Raw genomic sequence first — 3,218 nt, 5'->3', positions numbered from 1 at the left:
GTGCTCAACGCCGACAACATCAAGGTCAAGGGCGAGGCCAAGGGCCTGCCGGTGGTGGAGGCCGTCAACATAGGCGCGCTGACCAATGCCGGCGCCGCGGCCTCGCAGGCGGCGATGGCGGCCCAGGACATGCTGCAGCGCGACCGCGCAGCGGCGCGGCAGAACCTGCCCTCGGTGTTCACGGTGCGTGTGGTTGGGTTTGGCAATGAGCCCATGGACGCCGGGCCTTCCGGGCCGCGCAAGGACGGTTCACGGCCAGTGAGTGCCAATCCGCAAGGTGTGGTGGAAGTGTTGGGCCAGATGGACCTGCCGCCTTCGCAGATGGAGCTGCTGACCGCCACGGAGCGGCGCAACCTCAAACGTTGACGGGATGGGGCGGGATGAAGCAGTCCCGCCCCATGGCGTTGGATTAAAAATGGCGGTTTTGGGCCCGTCTATCCGTCTATACAACATGGCCTTTCCAAAAAACACCCCTGCCCAGGCGGCAAACCGGGCGCGCATTGGGGGCGCCGCCGCTTCGCGCTGGCTGCTCACACGGGATGGCTCAGCCACCGTGCCCGAACAGTGCAATGAAGCACGAGACCCGCTGCCGCCGCAAACCCAAGCCCCGTTGTCCACGCCACTGCAGTGGAGGAGCCCCTGGTGGTTGTGGCAGGGCGTCGCCTGCGCAGCTTCGACTTTGCTGGCGCCGACCTTCCTGGCCATAGGCGGCTTGCTGCTACGGGATGCCCATAGCGACCACCCGGTGTTCTGGCCCTCGCTGATGCTCAGCCTGGCGCTGGCCAACCTGCTGGCCATGGCGGCCATGAACCAGCTGCACCACCGCCGGCCCTTCACCGGCCGAAAGCGGCTGGCTGCGGGTTATGGCGTGTTCAGCATGCTGGCGGGCGGTGTGCTGTTTCTGCTGCTGGGCTGGGCCAGCGGTTTTTTACCCGATTTTGTGCTGCCCCTGTTCGGAGGCGGCGGTTCGCCGGTCAAGGCATTGTTCTGGAGCCTGGCGTTGGCCCTCTCTTACAGCCTGCTGTCGTTTTTGCACGCGAGCGTGTTGTATGCATGGCTGTGTTTTCGCGACCCGGGCCAGGATGCCGGGTGGCTCGACGGGATCGGCTGGCGCCTGGGTTAGCCTGGAACGGCTCAGGCAGGCCCGATATCAAAATCGGCCCAGATCAAGTGATGGTCCGATGCCTCATCGGCTTTCCCGGTGACGGTGTCAAATGCCTCCCAGGTCCCGGGGTGGTAGGAGCCTCTTCTTTCCACGCCCGTTCCCGTCAAGGCCGCCCGAAGCTCCGGCGACATGATCAGATAGTCGATCTTGTCGGAGGGGCGGCCCGTTCCGAATGTGCCTGGCCTGTCGACGGGGTATGACGCGTGGTCCTGGATGTCATGCCAGCCATCCTGGAACAGCGGTTGGAGGGCCTCGCTTTCCGGGGTGTCGTTCAGGTCGCCGCCCACCAGGACGAACGGGCTGACCTGGTCCTTCGCCGTTCTTGCAATCCCGGCTGCACGGATTCCCTGGGCCTTTCGCCGCGCTTGCGCATCAAGGTCATTGCCGCCGCGTTTTGACTTGAAGTGGTTGGGGCACAGCACGATCAGTTGGCCGTTCGGCAGCTGCACCACATACTCGGGACAGTCGCGTGAAAATATGAGTTTCCCGTCGGCCTGGTCGTCCACGTGGGAGCGAATGCCCATGATCGGGAAACGGCTGAGGATGCCGACATCGATGCCGCGAGAGTCATTGCCGTCTATCACCATTACAAAGGGAAACTCATGGTGAAACTCCCCGCGCAGAACCTGTTCGTTGAAGCGCTGCAGCGCGGGCCGGTTCTCCACTTCCACGCATAGCAGGATGTCGGGATTGACCTCGGTCACCACCCGCGCGGTGTTGAATATCGCAGGCCAGCGCACATCCGTGCGTCTCAGCTCAAACCAGCCCGTCCAGTCGCCGACCCCCGCGGCCACGACACTGGCCACGCCCGCCCGTGTGCGTTTGAACAGCTGGCCGCGAACCTTGTTGAGATAGACGAGTGCGTTGGCCGGCGGGTTCAGCGAAGAGAATTTGTAGCGTTTGTCCAGCCGCAGCAGTTCCGCCTTGTCGGCGTCTGTATACGATGGTTTGCCGGCAATCGCATTGAGGCGGGCATGGTCGTCAATGGCCTGCTGGCCGGTTTTCCCCGCACCTTCTTGCATGGCCGTGGGGCGGGTAAAAAGATTTTCGAGATTGTAGGAAGCTACCCGAACTTTCATCGCTGTCCTCCGGCAAAAGGTGTTTCAAGGTCGAGCCGTACCCGGTGGGCTGGTGAGGCCACCGTCGCGGCGATGCTGCCGCCAAAAAATGACCGCGTTATGACACGCGTGTGCGATCAGGACTTTGAAAGAACGGTGTCGCCGTCAACGGATCAGAGTTCGGTGACTTGAACCGCGAGGTCGTGCAGCTTGGCTTTGCCCATGTAATAACGGTCCAGCCGCCACTCCTTGAGTATGTCGATCGCCAGGTCGAAGGCGTCGTAGTCCAGCTGGTAAAGGTCGTTCAACTCGAATTTTTCGTCCGACTCGAGGGCGCGTACCAGGCGCGCCAGCGCCGCGGCTTCCGCCGTGGTGGGGTCTTTGGCAATCAACCTGCGGGCTTTCTTGATGGCGTTCCCGGGTAACTCTCCTGGTGGCGGATCAACGCTGCGCGCGGGAGGCTCCTGCGGGCCGCTTGAAATTATGTCGAGCCCATGACGGCGCTGTCTATCGTGAACCGCCAGAAGTAAGGAAATACTTTGTATGCATGCCAATGCCAGTACCCGTCCGATGAGGTGCTACACGCGCACGAGAGAGGCAATCGCCGGTCAGGTTCCCTGCATAGGGCTCGAGCTTGAACTGACCCACCATGTGTACTGACCCACGTAGGCACTACCCTGCTTGTTTTAAAAGCAAGAGGGACATTAGGAGTGATAGACGTGGCGACATTGAATGTCATCAGACGTTGGTCATTGCGGGACAAGATGTCCATCCGCGAGATATCAAGGCGTACAGGCCTGGCTCGCAACACAGGGGGATGCGGACAAAAACTTGGACTACCAGGAGGTAGTTCATGTATTCGTACGAAGACAGGATTCGAGCGGTCGAGCTCTACATCAAGCTCGGCAAACGCGTCAGGCCAACCCTGCGTCAGCTGGGTTACCCAACGAAGAATGCCTTGAAGGGCTGGTACCGGGAGTATGAGCAACGGCTCG

General features: G+C 61.6%; 3 protein-coding genes and 2 pseudogenes. 3 read left to right on the top strand and 2 right to left on the bottom strand.

Annotated features, from left to right (window positions below; all coding sequences use genetic code 11):
* Together ACLV8F_RS24815 and ACLV8F_RS24810 are read left to right on the top strand one after the other, a co-directional pair.
* A pseudogene (locus ACLV8F_RS24815) lies at positions 1–366 on the top strand (hypothetical protein); the annotation flags it as partial.
* Between the two features lie 85 nt (positions 367–451).
* The gene (locus ACLV8F_RS24810) at positions 452–1,123 is read left to right on the top strand and encodes a hypothetical protein (protein ID WP_411886860.1); all 672 of its coding nucleotides are present in this window, start codon (positions 452–454) and stop codon (positions 1,121–1,123) included.
* Positions 1,124–1,134: 11 nt separating this feature from the next.
* On the opposite strand, the gene ACLV8F_RS24805 is transcribed toward ACLV8F_RS24810, so the two are convergent.
* Together ACLV8F_RS24805 and ACLV8F_RS24800 are read right to left on the bottom strand one after the other, a co-directional pair.
* Positions 1,135–2,244, bottom strand: coding sequence for an endonuclease/exonuclease/phosphatase family protein (locus ACLV8F_RS24805; RefSeq protein ID WP_411886859.1), 1,110 nt, complete (start codon positions 2,242–2,244; stop codon positions 1,135–1,137).
* 152 nt (positions 2,245–2,396) lie between these two features.
* Complete coding sequence (locus tag ACLV8F_RS24800; RefSeq protein ID WP_411886858.1) at positions 2,397–2,615, bottom strand: hypothetical protein; 219 nt, start codon at positions 2,613–2,615, stop codon at positions 2,397–2,399.
* A 318-nt stretch (positions 2,616–2,933) separates the two neighbouring features.
* Between ACLV8F_RS24800 and ACLV8F_RS24795 the strand changes: the two are divergent.
* Positions 2,934–3,035 (top strand): annotated as a pseudogene (locus tag ACLV8F_RS24795) (XRE family transcriptional regulator); the annotation flags it as partial.
* Between the last annotated feature and the right edge of the window lie 183 nt (positions 3,036–3,218).

This window comes from Polaromonas sp. YR568 (assembly GCF_943369675.1).
In the GTDB taxonomy this organism is placed as follows: Bacteria; Pseudomonadota; Gammaproteobacteria; order Burkholderiales; family Burkholderiaceae_C; genus Polaromonas.
Note: the sequence above shows the minus strand (reverse complement) of the source record. Positions and strands in the feature narration are given on the sequence as shown.